The 19,949-nt window shown below is 55.2% G+C and carries 22 protein-coding genes; 6 read left to right on the top strand and 16 right to left on the bottom strand.

Annotated features, from left to right (window positions below):
- Positions 1–2: 2 nt before the first annotated feature.
- Both ispF and cysS read left to right on the top strand, forming a co-directional pair.
- Complete coding sequence (gene ispF, locus WC359_09225; protein MFA5400608.1) at positions 3–473, top strand: 2-C-methyl-D-erythritol 2,4-cyclodiphosphate synthase; 471 nt, start codon at positions 3–5, stop codon at positions 471–473.
- Between the two features lie 23 nt (positions 474–496).
- Positions 497–1,861 (top strand): cysteine--tRNA ligase, encoded by a 1,365-nt coding sequence (gene cysS, locus WC359_09220; GenBank protein ID MFA5400607.1) that lies wholly within the window; start codon positions 497–499, stop codon positions 1,859–1,861.
- Here cysS and WC359_09215 read toward each other — a convergent pair.
- Genes WC359_09215 through gatB form a run of 3 tightly spaced genes read right to left on the bottom strand, consistent with a single transcriptional unit; the run spans position 1,858 to position 4,419 of the window.
- Positions 1,858–2,703 (bottom strand): SAM-dependent chlorinase/fluorinase, encoded by an 846-nt coding sequence (locus WC359_09215; protein ID MFA5400606.1) that lies wholly within the window; start codon positions 2,701–2,703, stop codon positions 1,858–1,860. The two genes, cysS and WC359_09215, sit on opposite strands and share 4 nt — an antisense overlap.
- A gap of 17 nt (positions 2,704–2,720) precedes the next feature.
- Positions 2,721–2,945 carry a preprotein translocase subunit SecG gene (gene secG / locus WC359_09210; protein ID MFA5400605.1) on the bottom strand — a complete coding sequence of 75 codons (225 nt, stop codon included), beginning with the start codon at positions 2,943–2,945 and terminating at the stop codon, positions 2,721–2,723.
- Position 2,946: 1 nt separating this feature from the next.
- A complete protein-coding gene (gene gatB, locus WC359_09205) occupies positions 2,947–4,419 on the bottom strand; it encodes an Asp-tRNA(Asn)/Glu-tRNA(Gln) amidotransferase subunit GatB (protein ID MFA5400604.1) in 1,473 nt (490 codons plus the stop codon).
- Between the two features lie 89 nt (positions 4,420–4,508).
- On the opposite strand from gatB, the gene WC359_09200 reads away from it, so the two are divergent.
- From WC359_09200 to WC359_09185, 4 genes are read left to right on the top strand one after another with little or no spacing between them, the layout of a single operon-like run.
- Positions 4,509–4,994 (top strand): MarR family transcriptional regulator, encoded by a 486-nt coding sequence (locus WC359_09200; GenBank protein ID MFA5400603.1) that lies wholly within the window; start codon positions 4,509–4,511, stop codon positions 4,992–4,994.
- A gap of 47 nt (positions 4,995–5,041) precedes the next feature.
- Complete coding sequence (locus WC359_09195) at positions 5,042–6,757, top strand: biotin/lipoyl-binding protein (GenBank protein MFA5400602.1); 1,716 nt, start codon at positions 5,042–5,044, stop codon at positions 6,755–6,757.
- A 52-nt stretch (positions 6,758–6,809) separates the two neighbouring features.
- Positions 6,810–7,532 carry an efflux RND transporter periplasmic adaptor subunit gene (locus WC359_09190; protein MFA5400601.1) on the top strand — a complete coding sequence of 241 codons (723 nt, stop codon included), beginning with the start codon at positions 6,810–6,812 and terminating at the stop codon, positions 7,530–7,532.
- 11 nt (positions 7,533–7,543) lie between these two features.
- Positions 7,544–9,082, top strand: coding sequence for a DHA2 family efflux MFS transporter permease subunit (locus WC359_09185; protein MFA5400600.1), 1,539 nt, complete (start codon positions 7,544–7,546; stop codon positions 9,080–9,082).
- A gap of 3 nt (positions 9,083–9,085) precedes the next feature.
- Here WC359_09185 and corA read toward each other — a convergent pair whose 3' ends face one another.
- From corA to WC359_09120, 13 genes are all read right to left on the bottom strand, one after another.
- The gene (gene corA, locus WC359_09180; protein MFA5400599.1) at positions 9,086–10,081 is read right to left on the bottom strand and encodes a magnesium/cobalt transporter CorA; all 996 of its coding nucleotides are present in this window, start codon (positions 10,079–10,081) and stop codon (positions 9,086–9,088) included.
- Positions 10,082–10,097: 16 nt separating this feature from the next.
- Positions 10,098–11,480: an MFS transporter gene (locus WC359_09175; GenBank protein ID MFA5400598.1), complete on the bottom strand. Its 1,383-nt coding sequence runs from the start codon at positions 11,478–11,480 to the stop codon at positions 10,098–10,100.
- A 17-nt stretch (positions 11,481–11,497) separates the two neighbouring features.
- Positions 11,498–12,292 (bottom strand): nitroreductase family protein, encoded by a 795-nt coding sequence (locus tag WC359_09170; GenBank protein MFA5400597.1) that lies wholly within the window; start codon positions 12,290–12,292, stop codon positions 11,498–11,500.
- A 109-nt stretch (positions 12,293–12,401) separates the two neighbouring features.
- Positions 12,402–13,151: a twin-arginine translocase subunit TatC gene (gene tatC, locus WC359_09165; protein ID MFA5400596.1), complete on the bottom strand. Its 750-nt coding sequence runs from the start codon at positions 13,149–13,151 to the stop codon at positions 12,402–12,404.
- Positions 13,135–13,365, bottom strand: a complete 231-nt coding sequence (locus WC359_09160) for a twin-arginine translocase TatA/TatE family subunit (GenBank protein ID MFA5400595.1) — start codon at positions 13,363–13,365, stop codon at positions 13,135–13,137. Before WC359_09160 ends, tatC begins: the two co-directional genes overlap by 17 nt.
- A 47-nt stretch (positions 13,366–13,412) precedes the next feature.
- Complete coding sequence (gene tatA, locus WC359_09155; GenBank protein ID MFA5400594.1) at positions 13,413–13,628, bottom strand: twin-arginine translocase TatA/TatE family subunit; 216 nt, start codon at positions 13,626–13,628, stop codon at positions 13,413–13,415.
- Between the two features lie 100 nt (positions 13,629–13,728).
- Complete coding sequence (locus WC359_09150; protein ID MFA5400593.1) at positions 13,729–15,237, bottom strand: 4Fe-4S binding protein; 1,509 nt, start codon at positions 15,235–15,237, stop codon at positions 13,729–13,731.
- On the bottom strand, positions 15,227–16,213 hold the full coding sequence (locus tag WC359_09145; GenBank protein ID MFA5400592.1) for a DUF362 domain-containing protein: 987 nt from the start codon (positions 16,211–16,213) through the stop codon (positions 15,227–15,229). The genes WC359_09150 and WC359_09145 overlap by 11 nt, the downstream gene beginning before the upstream one ends.
- Before the next feature lie 292 nt (positions 16,214–16,505).
- Entirely contained in the window at positions 16,506–17,711 is a 1,206-nt protein-coding gene (locus WC359_09140; protein ID MFA5400591.1) for a DegT/DnrJ/EryC1/StrS family aminotransferase, read from the bottom strand.
- Positions 17,712–17,757: 46 nt separating this feature from the next.
- Positions 17,758–18,966, bottom strand: coding sequence for an MFS transporter (locus WC359_09135; protein ID MFA5400590.1), 1,209 nt, complete (start codon positions 18,964–18,966; stop codon positions 17,758–17,760).
- Between the two features lie 62 nt (positions 18,967–19,028).
- Positions 19,029–19,262: a MoaD/ThiS family protein gene (locus WC359_09130; protein MFA5400589.1), complete on the bottom strand. Its 234-nt coding sequence runs from the start codon at positions 19,260–19,262 to the stop codon at positions 19,029–19,031.
- A gap of 31 nt (positions 19,263–19,293) precedes the next feature.
- Positions 19,294–19,665: a hypothetical protein gene (locus WC359_09125; protein MFA5400588.1), complete on the bottom strand. Its 372-nt coding sequence runs from the start codon at positions 19,663–19,665 to the stop codon at positions 19,294–19,296.
- 75 nt (positions 19,666–19,740) lie between these two features.
- Positions 19,741–19,949, bottom strand: a 209-nt coding sequence (locus WC359_09120) for a molybdopterin dehydrogenase (protein MFA5400587.1), incomplete at its 5' end; no start/stop codon positions are given.

Below are 19,949 nucleotides of genomic sequence, written 5' to 3'. Positions count from 1 at the left end.
ATATGAGAGCAGGCATAGGTTATGATGTTCATCCACTGGTGGCAGGACGCGCCCTGGTGCTGGGAGGAGTTAACGTTCCCTTTAAGAAAGGGCTGGACGGCTACAGCGACGCCGACGTGCTGGTGCATGCCGTCATGGACGCGCTGCTGGGCGCGGCCGGATTAAAGGACATCGGGCATCAGTTTCCCTCGGATGACCCGCAGCACAAGGATGCTGCCAGCATTCATATGCTGGAGCATGTCGGGCGCAAGGTTGCATCGGCCGGCTATATTATTAAAAATGTCGATAGTATGCTGATAGCCCAGGAGCCCAAAGTGGCGCCCTATATCGATCAGATGAGGCATAATATCGCCCTGGCGCTGCGCATTGATGAGGACCAGGTGATGGTGAAGTCCACTTCGACGGACGGGCTGGGATTTGTGGGCAGGGGTGAAGGGATGGCCGCCTACGCTGTTGCCATGCTGGGGGAATAAATTTTCTTGATTTGAGGTGTTCCATGAAGATATTCAACACTCTGTCGGGGCAAAAAGAGGATTTTGCGCCCGCCGGCGACGAGGTAAAGATGTACGTGTGCGGCGTGACCGTTTACGACGTCTGCCATTTCGGTCACGCCCTCTGTTACGTGTCCTTCGACGTCATCAGGCGTTACCTCGAATACCGGGGATACAGGGTGAAATATGTGCAGAATTTCACCGATATCGACGATAAGATCATCAATCGTTCCAGGGAAAGGGGTATCCCCTGGCAGGAGCTGGTGGAGAAATATATCGCGGAGTATTACGCCGACACCGATGCGCTGAATATCAAGAGAGCTACCTTCTACCCCCGTGCCACCGAGGAGATACCGAGGATACTCGAGGTGATCAGGGTACTGCTTGAGAAAGGGCATGCCTATCAATCCGAGGGCAGCGTTTATTTCCGCGTCAGGAGTTTCCCGGGCTACGGCAGGCTCACACACCAGAGCGCCGACGATATGCGCGTCACGGCTACGTCCGAGTCAGAGAAGAAAGAGGATCCTCTGGATTTCGCCCTCTGGAAGGCTTCAAAGACGGATGAGCCTTCCTGGCCCAGCCCCTGGGGAGAGGGGCGTCCCGGCTGGCATATCGAATGTACCGCCATGTCCACCGGCCACCTGGGCAACTCGCTGGACATTCACGGCGGCGGGCAGGACCTTATCTTTCCGCACCACGAAAACGAGATGGCCCAGTCGGAATGCTATACAGGCGTCGTTCCCTTCGTGCGCATCTGGATGCATAACGGGTTCCTGCAGCTCGGCGCCGATAAGATGAGCAAGTCCCTGGGCAATCTGGTCACCATCAAAGAGGCGCTGGCGCGCAACAGCGCCGATGCCATACGCCTCTTCATCATCAGCTCCTATTACAGGATGCCCCTCCGCTACAGTACGGAGGCGCTGGACGCTGCCGAAACCGGCCTTGATCGCCTGCGGCAGGCGCTTAAGGCGGAAGGAAAGCCGGGTGGTGTCGTGCTTGAGGCAGAGCAGTTCAAGTCCCGCTTCATCGAGGCCATGGACGACGATTTCAACGCGCCGCAGGCGGTGGCAGCCATGTTCGAGCTCGTGAGAGAGATCAATCGAGGCAACGAGAAAGGCCTGGATATCCGGGCGGCGCAGGATATGTTGAGGGAACTGGCAGGCGTGATCGGTTTCACACTGCAGGAGAACAAGAAGCTGTCCGCAGTGGAGGAAAAAGAGATAGAGGCGCTGATTGCCGCACGCAGTGAGTACCGTAAGGCCAAAGAATGGAAGAAGGCCGACGAAGTGCGAGACCAGCTGACCAAAATGGGCGTGGCAATCGAGGATACTGCTAGTGGAACTGTCTGGAAAATATCCAGGCAGGTTTAGTAGGCAGGCGGATTAAGCAGCTTTATCGTGTCCCCCACCTGTGCACCCAGTACGGAAGCCGCGCTGCCATCCCTGTATGACAGCTCGAGGTAGTCATTGCCGCCTATCAGGGCCATCAATCCGCTGCCCTGTGAATAGTACCTGCTGGTATTGTCTATACGCTGATTCCTGACCTCGATTGCGGCCCCGCCGTGCGGTATATGGCGGCTGCGCAGGTTTGTGACCAGGTTGCCGAAGCGGTCGATATGTATGATGTGACCCACCATCTGGCCTGTGGCGTCCTGGAATGGTGTGGGGATGGGGAAAACCGTGAGGCTGCTGATGCTTTCACCGAATTCCGTAATAGGCAGGTCCAGCGAAAGATGGGCGGCAACGGGCGCGAAAATGTCTCTGCCGTGGAAAGTAGCGCTCACCGGATGCCTCCAGTACTCTTTCCTGGTGATCGAGACAGCCTCACATTCAGCCGGTAATGATCGGCTGGTCGCCTGGCTTATCCTGGCGAGGCTAAGCTGCGCCTGTGTCTCGGCTATCTCGTGGAGCACATAGCTTAAAGCTCCGTTATCGGGTGTAATAAAACAAGCCGAGGGCGTTTTCAGTATGACCGCCTTGCGGTGGCTGCCCACGCCCGGGTCGACTACCACCACATGTATACTGCCCTCGGGGAAATAGCGCCAGGAGGTGTGAAGGAGGAAAGAGGCCTGCCGGATCGATTGGGGTTCCACAGAATGAGAGATATCCACCACCTTTGCCTGCGGATTGATCCCGAGGATGACGCCTTTCATGCTTGCGACGTAGCCGTCACCTGTGCCGAAATCGGTCGTCAGCGTGATAACACGCGACATGCCGCTGTGCCTCCCTGTTAAGCCGCGCTAACCCTGACTATCACGATGGAAAGGATGATGAACAGAACGGACATAACGATGGTGACCTGGAAAAGTGTTTTCTCCACGCCGCGCCTGGTGCGGTACACGCCGTCGGCCTGTCCGAAGATACCGCCCAGGCCGCCGCCCTTGACCTGCAAGGCCAGGATGACGATAAGCGCGAGCGACAGTACGATCTGTGCGATGGTCAGATATATGGGCATGCTAATTTCCTCCGAGTTTATCAACGATTATAGACCTGACGACGGCTGGGTTGGCCTTTCCCCTGGAAGCTTTCATGACCTGCCCGATGAGGAAGGTCAACGATGCTTCCTTGCCCGCTCTATAGTCGGCAGCGGCCTTCTCGTTATCTGCTATTACTCTGTCTATTATTATAGCAAGTTCTCCGCTGTCGCTGATTTGAACCAGACCCTTCTCTGCGACAACGGCGGCAGCGGATTTTCCGGTCTCGAACATTTCTTCAAAGACCGTTTTGGCCAGCGGGCCGCTCAAGGTTCCCTTTTCTATCAACTCCAGCAACTCCGCCAGTTGCGCCGGCTGCACGAGGCTGTCACCGATCTGCCTGCCGGTCGAGTTGAGCAGGCGGGCGAAATCTCCCAGCATCCAATGAGCAATAGTTGTGGCTTTTTTAGTTATCTCCTGTTTGCCCTTCGCCGGTACACCGGCCAGGCACTCCTCAAAATAAGCGGCCATCGGCCTGCTGTCGGTCAACAGGCCGGCGTCGTAAGATGTAAGGCTGTATTGGCTGACGAAGCGGTCGAATTTTACTTCAGGCAGCTCGGGCAAAGAGGCCCTTATTTTTTCCACCAACTCGCGGCTGAAGGAAAGAGGGGGCAGATCCGGCTCGGGGAAATACCTGTAGTCGTGGGCATATTCCTTGCTGCGCTGGCTGACCGTTACGCCCCGATCGTCCACCCATCCACGCGTCTCCTGGGCTATCTTGCCGCCGCTCGCCAGCACCTCGCGCTGCCGTTTTTCCTCATATTCGAGGGCGCGGTACACACCGCGGAAGCTGTTCATATTCTTGACCTCGACCTTGCCCAGGTATTCACTGCTCCCCGTGGGGCGGATGCTGATATTGGCATCGCAGCGGAAGCTCCCCTCCTCCATATTGCCGGTCGACACACCGAGGTATTGAAGGATGGCACGGAGCTTTACAAGATAAAGGCGAGCTTCTTCGGGCGAGCTCATATCCGGCTCGCTGACTATCTCCATCAGCGGCATGCCGGCGCGGTTGATGTCAACCAGGCTGTAGCTTTCGCCTTCCGGGGAGGTGCGGTGCATCAATTTGGCCACGTCCTCCTCGAGATGAACGCGCGTGATGCCGATCTTTTTCTTTTTACCCTCGATATCGATGATCAGGTAGCCGCTGGCGCTCATCGGCATATCATACTGCGATATCTGGTAACCCTTCATCAGGTCAGGGTATGGATAGTTCTTGCGGTCGAACTTGGCATGATTCGGGATGGAGCAGTTAAGCGCCAGGGCGGTCATGATGGTGAACTCCACTGCTTTCTGATTTATGGTGGGCAGAACGCCCGGCATGCCCATGCAGACCGGGCAGACATGTGTATTGGGAGGGTCACTGGCATAATTGGTGCTGCAGGCGCAGTACATCTTGCTGTCCGTCAGCAGCTGTGCGTGGACCTCCAGGCCTATGACTGTCTCATAGTTCACAACGTCGCATAGTATAGCAGCATCGTACTCGCGCTTCAAACTATTGACATTGATATTAAAAAGTTATATAAATGAAACAATTATAAATTATGAATAGTTCAGATAACATAACTATTTCTGCAAAACACAGGGAAGACAGCCTGGACAGGGTCAGCGAAAACATATTGCAGTTTTTCCCGTTATTTTATAAAAACATACTCAAGCTGGCGCATGGGAACAACAGGGTGAATCCCATAACCATGCAGTTGCGCGTGCTCATCATGCTCACACACGCAGGAATGATGCAGCCTTCGGACATTGGAATCAGGATGGGCATTTCCAAACCCAACGTGTCTGCTTTGATAGATAAACTGATTGTGCTGGGACATGTGGAACGCAGGCCGGATGAGAAGGACCGGCGTGTAATACATATTGCCATCACGGCAAGGGGCCGCAGGTTTGTGGCAAACCGCCTTCAGCAGGTCAGGAAAGGCATTAAGAATAATCTATCAGGTCTGGACCATGTCGAGCTGGACAGCCTCAATATGGCCCTCGATACCTTCAATAAGATAATCTCGAAGATGAGCCAAATGTAATTATGCTACTGAAAATAATCAGGAATTTCCTCAGGAGTAAAGCCGGTATGAACGTGAGATTTTTTTCTGGATTGATTGCCATGGTTATGGTAGCGGCTGTTATTTTAGGAGGCTGCAACGGAGCGCCGGCGCCGGGACAACTGTCTGTGGCTCGTGTTCAGAAAGACGACCTTGAGGTAACGATCTCCGCTGATGGCGCGATCGAGATGCCCGCGGCGGTCAATCTTTATTTCGATACAACCATGTTCACACCTCCCTACAGCGGACGTATTAAAGCTGTATACGTTGAGAAAGGTGACACGGTCAGGGCCGGCACGATACTGGCCAAGCTGGACGATACAACGCAGAGGATGGCGGTGGAGGCGGCGCAGTATGCGCTGGAGCTGGCGATCAATAACGTGGTGCAGACCGTGTGCTGCGGGGTAACCCGCTCGCCGGGATTTTATTGCAACGCCGTGGCTTTGCTGCGGTTTGAATTTGCCCGGCAGGAGCTGGAGAAAGCGCGTGTACTGATGCAGATGGGAAGGTATGAAGACGCAGCCGTGCAGGTCTCGCTGGCCAAATCCGACCTCGAAAGCGCACGGACATTTTACAGTGATCCTAATTACCGCCATGTGAGGTCCGACCTTATAGACATAACACAGTCTGGTTTTACCGACTATGACATCGATCTGGCTATCGCGAAGCTCTCTGCGGAAATAAATGGACTATCGGTGCTGCAGGGGCTGTTGAAAGAGGGTGACTACTCCGCTGCTGCGGACACCATACAGTCGATACTGTCTGAGATGGTGGATACGCACAGCGTGGTCAAGAGACTGAACCATCTCCCGCAGAACTCCGTTTACCCCGATACCTGCACGGCATACACGATGGTGAGTGAGATACAGAGTTCGCTGAAGATGTTGGACGATATTTCGCAGCAGAAGGAATTCGACGATGTTAAATTCGCCGAAACGTTGCAGATCGTTAAACACGATATGGAACTGACCGAGAAGATACTGGACGAGAATATCTCCACATTTCGCGCGGGGCTCAACCTCAAGACCATGCGTGACTACAATATCGCCGTCCAAACGGCTATTGTAAATCTGCAGCGTACCAAGCAGGCCCTGCTGAAAACCGAGTTAATGGCCCCCTTCGACGGCAGAGTCACAGATATCAACCTGCGGGCAGGCGATATGATAAGCCAGAGGTACGCGGTGACGGGCATGCCAATCGATTCCTATGTGATCCAGCTTGCAAACGTCAATTCCGTACGCATGGTTGGTCTTGTGGACGAGATCGATATCGGCAGGATAGCAGGCAAACCGCTGGATGAAATGAAGCCTGTGATATCGGTTGACGCCTTCCCCGGCCGTGAGTTCAAGGGCCGTGTCACTTTTATCTCTTCCTTCGGCGCCTCACAGGCCGCCGGCATACAATATTACGGCACGGTGCAGACTACGCTGCCGACCTATGAGATCGAGATAGCCCTGGACCCTGCTGAGACCGCTTATCTGACGGGCGGTATGACAGCGACGGCGGAGATAACGGTCGATTCCCGCAGCGGGGTGCTGATAGTGCCGAACAACGCCGTAAGCGAGCAGAGCGGTATATATACTGTCCGTGTGCTAAAGGATGAGGAAAAGGGCCTGATCGAGGAGCGTCCTGTTGAAATCGGGCTGCAGAGTAAAAATTATACCGAGATTACTTCGGGTTTGGTCGAGGGTGAGATGGTCGTACTTGATAAGGCTGTTGTTCCGGCCAATGCCCTGCGTAAATAAAGTGCTATGAAGATTAATCAAGCCGTTCCAAATACATGCGGAGGCAACAACTATGGCATCTAAGTTATCTGAGAAAATGAAATCGAGCCTTTCCACCACACGGGGGAAGGTGATATTCATTGTCGCGCTGGTAGTGGTAGTGGGTGGCCTTATCACGCTGGGCTTCCTGCTTTACCAGAGCTATAAGTATGTCAGCACCGACAACGCGCGCATCAGCGCCCCGCTTATAGCGGTGCCTGCGCTGACCTCCAGCCAGATCATCAGCCTTGATGTCGACCTGGGAAGCTATGTAGAGAGAGGTGACAGAATAGCCCTTATGGGCGTGCCACGCCCTGACAATCCGGCAGACAGGCTGGGTCTGAAAGATGTGCCGCTGGGACGGGCCAGCCTGGATGCTCCCGTCAGCGGCTACGTGGCCGCGGTCTGGTCTTATCCCGGACAGGTGGTGTCGGCCGGCGCCTCGATCGTAACTTTATATGATGCGTCCAACACCTGGATAACGGCCAATGTGGCCGAGGCCGAGTTGCACCGCATACAGCCGGGACAGGAGGTCGAGATAACCGTCGACAGCCTGGGGGGCGCCAGGCTCAAAGGCAGGGTGGACGGTATAGCAGCCGCCACGGCGGCGACCTTCTCCCTGATGCCGCAGAACAATACGACCGGCAACTTCATCAAGGTTGCACAGGTCGTGCCGGTCAAGATCTCGGTGGACAATCCGGACAATTATGTGCTGATACCGGGCACATCGGTTGAGGTCAAAATAACCACCAGATAAGGCGTCAGTTTATGCCCAAGACCAGCGAATCACGCGTCCTGGCGGTTGCCATCATCGGCACCTTCATGGTGATACTGGACCAGACCATCATGAATGTGGCACTTCCGCATATCATGGCGGTCTTCAACGAGACCACCGATCGCGCACAGCTTGTGGTTTCCGCTTATCTTATGGCTACTGCCATCTCAACGCCCGCCGCAGCCTTCCTGGCGCAGCGATTCGGTATAAAGAAGGTATACCTCTGGAGCCAGGCGGGATTTCTGCTGGGCTCCGTGCTGTGCGGTATTGCCTGGAACACGAGCTCGCTGATAACCTTCAGGGTATTGCAGGGTCTGGCCGGAGGCTTGCTTAATCCGCTGGCCATGACCTTCCTCTTTATAAATATCCCCCCTCAGGATAGAGGCACGGCTATGGCCATCTTCGGAGTACCCATGATGCTGGCGCCCGCCATCGGGCCGACTCTGGGGGGCTACATCGTGGACTATTGGAGCTGGCGCATGGTCTTCTATATAAACGTGCCCATTGTGCTGATTGCCATCATGCTGGGCATCTCATGGATTGAGGAGACATCCACTACGGATACCAGCTTCGATATCAAAGGCTTCTTCCTGGCAGCGGTTGGATTCAGCGCCATACTCTACGCGTTTTCCTATGCGCCCACCTGGACATGGAACGATTGGCGCATCGTCACGCTGCTGATCGTGGGCTGCGCCTGCATACTGGCCTGGATCATAGTCGAGCTGCGTGTTAAGGCGCCGTTGCTCGACCTGCATATGTTCAGGATAGGCGGTTTCTCGCTTGCCATAGGTTTAACGTTTGTTACCACCATAGGGCTGTTCTCACTGGTGTTCCTGTTGCCGCTTTTTTTGCAGAACCTGCGCGGATTCTCCGCGCTGGCCAGCGGGCTGATGGTGCTACCCTCGGTAATCGGCTCCATGATATCCATGCCCTTCGCCGGCCGGCTTTACGATAGGATCGGGCCGCGCTTACCAACAGTAGTGGGCCTGGTGATCACCGGGATCACCTCCCTCTGGTTGCAGGTGCTGGACGTCACCACGCCCGACGATACGCTGCGGTGGATACTTTTTATCAGGGGCATCGGTGTAGGCTTTGCCATGATGCCGGTCATGACCTATGCGCTGGCGTCCGTTCCCCAGCATATGACGGCTCAGGCCTCGGCCCTGATAAATGTAGCCAGGACCATCTTCGCCTCACTGGGCATTGCAGTCTTCGCCACCATGCTGGATACATTCCAGAAGACCAACCTGTCGATGATGGTGCAGACCATCACCCCTGACTCGGTCATAGCGCTGCAGGTGCTGTCGCAGATGCAGGTCTACTTTATGCGGCTGGGCATGACGCTGCAGGCTGCCCAGCAGGCGGCCGCCACCTACCTGTACCAGTATATAAATCTAAGGGCCAGCGTAACGGCCTTTCAGATGGATTATGTGATCAGTGCACTGGTGGTTATAGTCGGCATCATCCCCGCCCTGTTTCTGCCGTTCGGGCGCATTAAGAAGGCCGGTGGTCCATCCATGCCCATGGAATAAAGCCTAAATCCACTTTTTCCTGTGGAAGTAGAGCAGCATGCCTCCCGCCACCAGCAGCATCAACAGGAGCACGCCCGGATAACCCCATTCGGAGTTTAATTCAGGCATATAGCGGAAGTTCATGCCGTAGAGTCCCACGATGAAGGTGAGAGGTATGAATATGGTGGCAACCACGGTCAGCACCTTCATCACCTCGTTGGTCTTATTGCTCATGCTGGAGAGATAGATATCTATCAGGCTGCCGACCATCTCCCGTGTGTTCTCTATCAGGTCCATGGCCTCGAAAATGCGGTCGTAAACATCGCGGAAGTAAGCCACGGTCTTGTCCATGATAAGCGGCGATTCCTTTTTGCCCAGCTCGCTCAGTATCTCCCTCACCGGCCATACGTACTGCCTGAGCTGCATCATGCTCTTCTTGATGCCCTGTATGGAATTGAGTGTCCGGCGTGTGGGATTGCCCATCAATTCGTCCTGCCTGGCCTCTATCAGGTCGCCGAAACTCTCGATGGCGTTGAAATAGTTGTCTACGATGGTATCTATAATACGGCAGGCCAGGAAATCCGGGCCCATCTTGCGCACCACCGAGCCGGCGATCTTTATCTCGGCGCGCAGGTCACCGAAAAAATCCCCTGGTTGTTCCTGGAAGGTTATCAGGTAGTTCTTGCCGAATACGATGCTGAGTTGCTCCGCTTCGATCGAGCTGCTGGCCTTGTTGAACTCCAGCATTTTTAGGATTATCAGCATGTAGCCGTCGAAGTCCTCCTGCTTTACCCTGTGCCCCGTGTTGGAGATATCCTGGATAGTCAGCTCGTGCAGGTTGAAGATGCTGCCGATCGTTTGCAGCAGATCGGCATCGGTGACGCTGTCGACATTGATCCATGTGATGCCGGCCTGCTCCCTGCAGGCTTTGCAGTCTTCGATGGAGGCGTCGGTCTTGATCCGGTAGTCGGTTTTGTCGAAGTGAATGATGCTGATTGCGGAAGCGCCTGGTTCACTCATAAGTACCCGTCCCGATTCAATGTGCTTTACCCCTTGCCATCGAGGCAAATATACCACCAATGCAGAGTGTCGTAAAGATGGCAAAGGCTGACTGCAGGCTTAAGATATACTGTGGATACACTTCGGGCGAGACTGCGACACGTCCCATAAAAAGAGAGATCAGCAGCATGGCGATACCCAGGCTGAACATCTGACCGGTAAGGCGCATGGTGGCCAGTGTAGCTGATGCCACGCCCAGCGATTTCTTATCCACCGAGCTCATCACGGCGTTGACGTTGGGTGAGGAGAAGAGGGCGAAGCCGGCGCCGAGCACTACCAAGCTGATTATAATATACCAGATGGCGGTATCAGATCCGATGAAGACCAGTAGCAACAGACCGGCGGCCGTGAGCGTCATGCCCACCGAGGCGAGCAGCCGCGGTTCGACTCTGTCGGACAGCCGTCCTGCCAGCGGAGAAAAGACGGCCTGCACCACCGGCATGGCTACCAGTACCATTCCTGCATCGCTGGGATTCTGCCCCTTTATATATTGAAGATACAGGCTGAGCAGGAAGCCGACGGCGAAGGTGGCGCTGTAGTTGATAAATGCCGCCAGATTGGAGAAGGCGAAAACCCGGTTTTCGGCAAAGAGGTTTATATCGAGTATAGGGCTGGTGATGGTGGCTTCCCATCTGAGGAAGACCAGCAATATCACCAGGCCGGCGCCCAGCGAGACAAACCCGTGTATGGAGGGCAGTTCGGACAGGCCATACATCAGCGCCACCAGCCCTGCCCCGTAGACGAACGATCCGAAGTAATCGAATCTCTCGCCGCGCGCTTCAGCCCACTCAGGCTTGAGCCTCCATACGGTTATCATCACCAGCAGTGCGCAGAGCAGGGCATTGAGCCAAAAGATGCTGCGCCATCCCATGTACTGCGTCATCAGTCCGCCCAGGAAGGGTCCCAGCGACAGCCCCAGATAGACTATGGCTATGTTGATGCCCATGGCCCGACCCCTCTCGCCGGGTGGGTAGACCGAGGAGATGATGGCTGCGCTTGTGCCGAAGAGCATTGCCCCGCCGATACCCTGTATAACGCGTACGGTGATGAGAATAACGGGTGACCATGCCAGTGCAGCCAGTATCGATGCGGCGCCGAATATGGCGCCGCCCCAGATGAAGACTCTTTTTCTTCCGCTGATATCGGCTATGCGGCCGAAAGGTATGAGAAAAACGGCGGCGGAAAGTATGAATGATGTGGCGATCCAGCTCAGGGTGATCGCATCCATCGAGTAATCTCTTGCGATGGAGGGCAGGGCTATGTTGACCGACGCCGCCATGAAAGGCGTGACGAACGCCGCGATGGACGTCACCAGCATAACGGCTATCTTGTGGCTTTTGGTCTTGTGTGGTGTTTCCATAGGTACGGTAATGGCGGCTATCTCACGGTGAAACGTGCTACCTGCGGATGCTTCAAGAAAGTCCAGCTGCCTGTCGCTCCTTTGCTCAAAGCGCCCAGCTCGATGTGCAGCATGGCTATCCCGCAGTCCAGACGCCTGGCCACGTTGAACTCCGGCCCGCGGTCTTTAATGTACACCGTGACGCTGCGCTCATCAACGAGGAAACCCCACGGCTGGCGGTTCATGGCCGACGGGGCCAGGCGTGCCGCTTCAACAGCCGTCTTTGCCCAGTCCGGCCGCTGCGCTTCAGAAAGCCCGGTGACCAAGGTTTGCAGCGGTTTTCGCTGATGGTTGGATCCGAAGCCGCTATACACATTTTCTCCGAAGGACCACTTATTGGTGGTATAGCCCACCGGCGAAACGCAGATCAGCTTCTCGCTCCTTTCCAGCTGTATCAGGGATTTGACCGTTTTAGCGTTGTAGGTGAGAGCCACCCAGCAGGTGCCCAGCCCCAGCGAGGTTGCCTCGAGTATGGCAGCCTCTCCCGTATACCCCATCTTCTCCTGCACGTTGAGGTCGGCACTGTCGCCTATGAAGGCCAGAAAAGCAGGGGCGCCCTTGATGTTCCCGTAGAAGCCGAGCGCGTTGGCAAAGATATCGTCGGGGGGCTGGTCGATGAACTCCACGCGCACGCCGTTGAATGGTCTGAAGCCGCTGCATACGTCGTGCAAACGGCTGCGGGCCTCCGCATCTATAGCACTGTTCCTGTCATAGCTGCGCCGCGATCGGCGCGCGTTGATGGCCGGGTACCAGTTTGGCGATATTTCCATCATGACCAATATTATATCTGATTTGAATCCTGCAGGGGCGTACCTTCAGGTACGCCCGTTTCGGGCGGATTTAAAAATCCGCCCCTACGTTTTATCTTGTAGGGGCGTTGCTTTAGCTGCGTCCGCTCTTGCGTTTCTGGACCAGCCGCGCCAGCAGAATGCTCAGCAGATAAAGAACGATCAATGGCAGGGCCACCAGCGTCTGGTTGACCGGATCGAGCGTAGGCGTGATCAGGGCGCCCAGCACGAAGGCCAATACGATGGCCCATTTCCACTGCTTTGCCAGCCATTTCCAGGACAGTATGCCCAGCCTGGCCAGGAAGGTGGTGATGACAGGTGTTTCGAAAACCAGGCCGATGGCCAGAAGCAGCCTGGATACGAGCGAGATGTAGTTGCCTATCCTGATCTGGGGCGTGGCAATGTCCGAGCCGAAGTTGAGCAGGAACTGCATGGCAGGTGGGATGAGAATGAAATAGCCGAAAAGTACGCCTCCCGCGAACATCAGTATGATGAAGGGCAGGATTATCCAGACATATTTTCTCTCCGGCGCTGTTAAGGCCGGGGTGACGAAGGCGATTAGTTCGTAGACCAGGACAGGCATGGAAAGGATGATGCCGCCGATCAGGCACACCTGCATATAGGTGCTCAGCATCTCGGTCACCTCTACGAAAATCAGGCTGACCCCCCCGGCGGGCTGGATGAGTATGGCAAAAAGCTGGTTGGCGAAGGCGAAGGAGATAATGACGCCTGCGGCAACGGCTATCAGGCTGACTATTAAACGCCGCCTCAATTCTTCAAGATGCAGCGAGATGCCTTTGGAACTCGATTTGCTCATGAGGTGTGATTCAGGGCTTTGCCCCATCCGAGCTCCTATCCGGCGTGCCGTGCCCGCCCGGTTTCTCTCCTTCCAGTTCTTCGCTCAGTTTTCTTTGTATATCCGAGGCGTCTTTTGACAGGTTACGCATGACGTTGCCGGCCGATCTGCTGATCTCCACGATGCGTTTGGGACCGAAAAGCACAAAGGCGATGAGGAGGATGAAAATTATCTCCGGCAGACCTATCCCGAAAAAGTCCATGGCTTACAACTGCCTCACAGAAATGGTTGGAACGGCGATTATTAAGATTACGTTTTGGGGCTATTTGTATCGGCGGCCCCGGCATCGGACTTGCTTACGTTATCCGCCTTATCTTTATCACCCTCGCCCGAAGCGCCTTTGCGGAAATTGCGTATGGCTTTGCCCAGGGCGTCGCCGATCTGCGGCAGTCGCGCCGCGCCGAAAACGAGCAACACTATAAGAAGGACAAGTAACAGCTCAGGTATGCCGAAACTGCGAAACATAGCTCACTTCCTGTTCAAATCAGTCGTATCTTTACAACAGATACGTACGGGTAATTTCTAACACAAATACGCTGCTTAGTCAAAGGGGCTTATCGTATGCTCAGGCCGTGACGCGGATGGCAGACTCCCCTTCCACCGGGCATTTGTATTCGCACAGTCCGCAGCCGATGCAGCGCCCGGCCTGGACTGTGGGGAGCTGCAGCAGCATCGTGCCGCCGTCCTCTCTTTTAGTCCGGACCGTGTGCAGTAGTATGGCCTTGCGCGGCACGGGGCACATCTCCTCGCAGACTATACAGGGCGTGTTCTGGGCCCAGGGCAGGCAGCGGTCGCGGTCGATAAAAGCCCTGCCGATGATGGTGGACTTCTTCTCTGCAAGGGAAAGCGCAGGTATGGCTGATACCGGGCAGGTACTTCCGCAAGCGTTGCAGGAATACTGGCAGAAGCCGATGCGCGGCACGATCACGGGCGTCCATAATTGTTCGGGGCCGCTATCCATCTGCGAAGGCTGTATGGCACCTGTCGGGCAGGCCTTGATGCACTCGCCGCAGCGGATGCATTTAGCCGTCATGTCCTGCTCGCCGGCACCCGGAGGTCTGATGGCATAAGGATTACGCTGCTTTGACGGTAGGCCCAGGCGGAACAGCAGCGCCAGTACGGCGCCGGCGCCCAGTCCCAGGAAAAGCTGGCGGCGCACGGGATCGTAACTGTTGAATTTAGCCGGGGAAAACATCGGGCCGAAATCGCTGGTGGAGCAGGGGCAGGAATCCATGCATTTAAGGCACACAATGCATTCGCCGGGATCGCTGGAGCAATCCTTATCCCTGCGTATGGTGCCGGTGGGGCAGGTGTCCTCGCAAAGCTTGCATTTGATGCAGCTTTCGTTGACGCGGCGGCGAATGAGACTGATCTTGCCGGCCAACCCGTAGAACGCGCCAAGTGGGCAGAGGCAGCGGCACCAGAACCGTTCCGCAACCAGGTTCATCAGTATTATCGCGGCTAGCACAACGGCAAAGATCCAACCCTCCGGATAGCTGAGCTGGGTCGTCGGCAAGAGCAGTGGCCTTAAAGCATTGTCAAAGCGCGCCAGCGGGGCCTGGAATACCGGCACATTATTGAGCAGCGACTCCGCGGCGTTGACGGCAAGGTCGAGACCGGGCCATATGGCGGTGGCGAAGGTGCGTACCATGATGGTCAGCGGGTCGAATATCATTAATGTCAGGTTGGAGAAGACGGCGGCGAGGATGATGGCAATTAAAATGACGTATTTCACCGACCTCCAGCCGTCGGGTATCGTGATCTTCTTCGTACGACACTTATTGAAGGAGATCCATTCCAGCAGCGTGCCCATGGGGCAGAGCCATCCGCACCAGGCGCGTCCGAAGATAAGCGCCAGCAATGTCATCGCAAGGGCTATGAATGCGAAAGGCGGTAAGCTCCTGCCGGAGATAAAGTTTGCCAGAACGGCCAGGGGGTCGAGGCGCATGAGAAGAGGGACAGCGTTCAGGAAGAGCGCCAGAAATCCGATAAAGGCCAGCGCCTGTATGGCCGTGCGCAGGTTGAGCCAGCTACGCGTATTCCAGCCGGCGCTGCTTTTATTCTCAGCTGCCAAGCGTTACTTCCCTGATGTTCAGTTTATATAGGTCGTTGCTGCCCAGCCCCATCTCCGCGGCTATCTTTATGTGCGGTATATCGTCCGGCCGGAGACCGAAAAGAGAGGTGGCGTAGCTGTCCACCGCTACTATATCGCAGCCGGCGATCACGGTATCGAGTTTCTTAACGTCCCTGAGGTCGCCTCCCGTCGGGCCATTGGCCGTGAGTATGCGAATGGCGTCGAGTATGGTCAGTGTCGGCCTGACGCGGCTGGCCAGGTCAGCGATGCGCTGGTGGAGGTTTAGGTGAAAGAGCTGAGCGGCCTGGACCGCGCCCATCAGGTTTTTCATGCCCAGCGTGAGCAGCGCTGAGCCGTGCTGTTTGGCGATGGGTATGTTGATCAGCACGTCGGCCTTGAGAATATCCTCGTAGATGTTCCATTTCTTGATGTCCCTGCCCAGTGGAATATCGGTTGACGCATATTTAAATCGCGACATCAGCTCGATCTCCCCGCCTGCCTTTTCAACCTCCTCCCGGATGCCGCTGTTTAAAAAGCCCGATTCCGCGGTACCGCTGAAGGGCTGGTCCATGACCCGGACCCTGCCGGCGCCGGCCTCCAGACACAGCCTGGCCACGGCTGCCACCAGCCAGGGGTTGGTGGTGGCGGCATACTCATAAGTACGCATTGCGGGTCCGATGTTGGGTTTAATGATGACGTTGTCTCCCTTCTTAACAAATCGTCTGATACCGCCCAGCAGTTCAACAGCCTTTCTGGCCAGTGCCTCCGGCTCTCCGCCGCGTACCACAGCCAGGTCGGGATATTTCACTGCGGAAGTGTCATTTTCCTCTGTCGCCGGTGTAACGGGTGCTGGCATCGGTGGATTGTTCTGTGCGGTCTGAGGTGATGAGCAGGCGGTGATGAACCTGGCAGCCAGGACGGCGCCAACTCCGGCCAGGGCGTATTTAAGGAAATCACGGCGGGTGAATTCTGCCATTAATGAATTATAGGAAGCCAGCAGGCAGAGGGTCAAAATAGTGTCGTAAGTCGATCAGAATGACTGGGAAAAATAGTCACTTCAGTATGGTTTTTAATAAAATCCGAAGAGGCCCGGATTTTCAGTTATTTCAATTACCTTGGCGAATTTCATTTCTCTAAAATGTGCTTTTTGCTTGGCATATATTCATACAGGTACCGACAGCTTTGTCACTGGATGCCTAACTTACTGACAGTAGTTTATTTAAACACGACTGCCTTTATATAACGGTATACCCGTCGTACAGCTACAGCTAATTTTTCAGTGCGGTCAGCAACCGTTGCCCGACTATTTTCACCTGTTCTTTATAGATCATGTTGACCGCAGAGATAAATATCATACCAAAGGGCGCCAGCATATCCGTTACATAGATGCTGGGCTCACCCTCTTTCAACTTCCTGACAATGTCGACGGCGCTCTTGCCCACTTTGCCCTCATCGAGCTTTACCATTAGCATGGGGTGGCTGCCGGGGAAGAGCGCCCTGATCTCGGTCTCCACACCGGGGATACCCTTCACCATCTCCCCGATGGGCTGGATATTACGGCTGAGCTGCTCCATGCTGGTAGAGCTCCGGCTCTCCATGCGCTGCAGGGCTACCAGCAGGCCGACGATTGACTCCTTGCTGGCCTTCATGCCGCGGCCAAGCCCCTGCTGCGGTATGCCGCGCAGCTTCTCCTTCGTTATGAGATCGGGGGAAATCTCCCAGGCTTCGAAGTTGGTCAGCCCCATGTCGAGATTCTGCAGCGCTACAGATGCGATCAGCTCCTTTTTCCCGCAAAGTATGCCGGAGTTCTGCGGGCCCCGGATTCCCTTGCCTCCGCTGTAAGCCACCAGCGTGGCGCCCATCTCGATGAACCTGCGCAGGTTCTCCATGGGCGGGACCTGTTCTGCGGCATCCACGATCAGCGGTAGCTTGTATTTGCGGCTAAGCCTGACAATCTCCTCCATGGGAGGATTGTGGTCCGGCACCTGGAAATAGGCGATGGCCGCCGTTCGCTCGGTTATGGCCGATTCGAATTCCCACCATTTGGTCGTATAGGCCTCGTCACCAAGTATCCTGAAATTTGGCATGCCCACATTGATTATCTTTGCGCCGGCCAGCCGGATGGCATGGTCGTAGCCCTGCCGCTGGCGCTGATCCATCAGCACCTCGTTGGGCATGTTGCTGGTGTCCGGCAGTCGATTCATACGGCCCACGTCAAGGCCCGCCAGGCAGGCGGCTGTGGCCAGTGTCAGTGCTGCAGAGGCTCCCGAGGTGACATAGCCCGCCTCCGCACCGGTTACTCTGGCGATTATCCTGCTGGCCGCAGCCTGAAGCTCATCCATGCGCACCGAGTACCTTGCCGCCTCAGCCATAGCATCGATCGTCTCCTGCTCCATCAGGGCGCCGCCCAGGCGTGTCACCTCGCCCTGGCAGTTGATCAGAGTCTTAACTCCCAGGCTCTCGTAAATATTCATTTTTCTGCTCCTTCAAAGCATGATAGAGGATTTTTATTATGTCCGATCACTGCTGAGGATGCGTGTCCTTCATGAAGAGCGCCACGAAGAAGGCCGCGAGCATTACTGCTGCAAGCATCAGCAGAGCGGCCACGAAATTGCCGGTAAGGCCGCGCAAAGACTCCACCGCAGCGCCCAGAACCAGCGCTGCGATGTTACCCAGCAGGAACAACCATCCTGCTGCCACACCTGCGTATTTGGCTCCGGTCATCTCGGCAGACATGGTCAGTATGATGGGAAGGGCGGACAGCCACAGGAAACCTATTAATATGCCGTTAATCAGGTTGGCTGTAAAGTCAGGCGCAAAGATCATGAAGGTCAGACAGGCCGGCGCCACCAGCGTGGCAATAAAGATAAAAATCCTTCTTCTCCCGATCTTATCGGATATGAAAGGTATGATAAAACAGCCGATGGTGGCGCTGATAACCATGATTCCCGATATTGCGCCGGCGTCCGTCATGGCGATGCCGTGCATCTCGTTCAATATCTTCTCCACCCAGAGGGCGAGGCCGTTGAAGGCTCCGATGCCGGCGAATGCGATAAAGCCCAGCAGGACAAAATTGCGGTTTTTGAGAATAGTGCCGATGCCCCCCCAGCGCACTGCCGACTGGTCCTGATCAGGCGCCCTGGAGAGTGTCCTGGGCTGTTTGGGGACTAAGGAAAAGGCCACGGTGCCGGCCAGTCCGGCTATGCCGTATATCCAGATCATGGCATCGAAACCCGCACCCTCCACGATAGACGGCGTCAAGCCCAGCGCCACCATCATGCCGATAAATTGCGCCAGCGAAGCCAGCCCGATGGCGGTGCCTTCTTCCCGGGGCGCGAACCATAAGGTGGCTATCTTCGTCGAGCCGTTCAGAATAAATGGCTGGCCGATTGCGATCAAAGTCTGACCGATCAGAAGCACTGTAAAAGAAGCCGGATCGAAAACACGCAGGATCGCACCCAGGCCGGTAAACAGCGCGCCGATCCACACACCCCACTTGAGCCCGATTTTATCGATAATCATCCCGGCCGGTATGGTGAGCAGAATCATGAAGACCGGTTGCACCAGAGTCAACCACATTGCGTCGCTGGGCGGTATTTTCAGATAGTCTTCAATGAAGGTCTCAATCGCTGCAAAATTCAGCCAGTAAAGCTGTGTCAGAGCGACCAGGTACATGAAAACAATCAGCACTCCCCACCGGGACCCGTATACCTTGTATTCCTGTTTCATTGACGTCCTCTCCTTATTCATTAGATTTTTAACGGATGTCTCAATCCGGTATTATTTTTAATTCAGCCGCCAGTTATAATGGAATTTAGCTTGACTCTATCATTTTCCTTTAAAACGGTTGAGGCCCAGACTGGCTCATCGTTGACCAGGACTATCACGGACTGCTGAAGGTGGGGCGGCAATTTCAATAATGCAAGAAAGTCACGAACCGCGCAGTTATCAGGCACCTCGATCACGGAATTGCTGGCATAATTATCGATCCTGATTAACTTGCTGTATTCAATGGTTATCTTCATGCAGCAACCTCCAATAACGTAAGAATGGCGTTCATTTCCTTTTTGAAGCGCCCAGTGCCATCTGCATAATTACACCGAACCAGATCATATGATAGTCATCTCCCAGAATCAGCAGCTTCCAGTCGTTAATAGCATCCTGTATCCCGTCGTCTCCACCCAGCGCCAGGGCCTTAAATCCGGCGTCAGCGCTTTCGAACACCAGGGCCATATCATATCCCGTCAGCACTTTATCGGATGAGTATCTCCCATTCTTAAAAATGAAACGCCTGCCGATCTTGTCATCCCTGGTCTTTATCACGAAAGCCTGATTGTGTGATTTAATCATGTCTTTCATCGCCTTATTGCGTTTGGCGCCTATGCCTATAGCCAGATCGAGAATTGACAACAGCAGCCGAAACAGCATGTCAAGCACCCCCTGGAACCGATTCGTCTGATAGGTGACTGGAAATCTTCTTTACGTACGCCATAACGTCACCTGCTATTTCCCCTCGCATGCGAGAATACACCTTTTAACCAGCGTCCTGGCGACCGCCACCATGTACTTGTTGTGTTCGAGCGGTTTGGCTGCGGATACAGCGGCCTGGCCCGCTTCTTCAGCCAGCGCTTCATCTATTTTCTTGCCGATAACCACCTGCTCCGCCTGGACCGCCCTGTAGGGTATGACGTGAACGGCGTTGAGGCAGATCC

The organism is Dehalococcoidia bacterium (assembly GCA_041653995.1).
In the GTDB taxonomy this organism is placed as follows: Bacteria; Chloroflexota; Dehalococcoidia; order GIF9; family UBA5629; genus CAIMUM01.
The sequence above is the reverse complement of the archived record's forward strand: the minus strand, read 5'-3'. Positions and strand labels throughout refer to the sequence as shown.